This is a genomic window from Mesorhizobium sp. M1307, assembly GCF_040318155.1.
Taxonomy (GTDB): Bacteria; Pseudomonadota; Alphaproteobacteria; order Rhizobiales; family Rhizobiaceae; genus Mesorhizobium.
Map to the genome: position 1 here is coordinate 1 of NZ_JAMYLR010000111.1, position 851 is coordinate 851.

The following is an 851-nucleotide window of genomic DNA, read 5'->3' on the forward strand; positions in this document are numbered from 1 at the left end:
TCGACTGGCGCTGGCATCAAAAGGCACTCGATCAGGGCTGCATCTTCAGCATCAATCCGGACGCTCATTCGATCCGCGAGCTCGACCACATGCATTGGGGTGTCGAGATGGCGCGCAAGGGCGGTGTCCCTGCGAAGCGGGTCCTGAACGCGATGCGTTTGACCGCCCTCCTTGCGCATCTCGCTCGGCGCAGGCAAACGTCCTAACCTGCTTGTGCGCCCGGCCTATCAGCGCAGGAGCCCGTCATTCTCAAAATCTTCCCAGCCGCGCAAACTGGATGTGAATCGGCGTGCAAAATTGACCCCATAAGCCGGGGAATCGGCGTCCAATTTTGACCCCCCTGATGCTTTGATTTGCGACCATCAGCTCGTCGTAGCGAGCGGATGGTGTGGGGATGAAGTCGGTGGATACGATTGCCCGAGTTCGGCGCGCCTTCCATGTGCAGGGATGGTCGCTCAAGCGGATTTGCCGCGAACTGCATGTGTCGCGGAACACCGTCCGCAAGATTCTCAGATCCGATGAGACATCGTTCTCCTACGAACGCGAGCGGCAGCCCAAGCCGAAGATCGGTCCGTGGCAGGACCAGCTTGATGGGTTTTTGAATGGCAATCGTGGCAGGGCGGCGCGCGAGCAACTGACACTGATCCGGATTTACGAAGAGCTTTGCAGCCTCGGCTACGAGGGAGGCTATGACGCCGTCCGCCGATACGCGAAGAGCTGGGCGAAGGCGCAGGGGTCGGCGACGGCGGACGCCTATGTGCCGCTGTTCTTCGCGCCGGGCGAGGCCTACCAGTTCGACTGGAGCCACGAGATCGTCCTGATCAACGGCGTGACAGTGACCGTGAAGGTCG

Annotated in this window: 1 protein-coding gene and 1 pseudogene; both read left to right on the forward strand. The window is 60.9% G+C overall.

The features are described from left to right. Positions 1-206, forward strand: a pseudogene (locus NKH16_RS34850) (DNA polymerase/3'-5' exonuclease PolX); the annotation flags it as partial. A 188-nt stretch (positions 207-394) separates the two neighbouring features. Continuing rightward, the coding region (locus NKH16_RS34855; RefSeq protein WP_352903975.1) for a helix-turn-helix domain-containing protein at positions 395-851 on the forward strand (457 nt) is incomplete at its 3' end.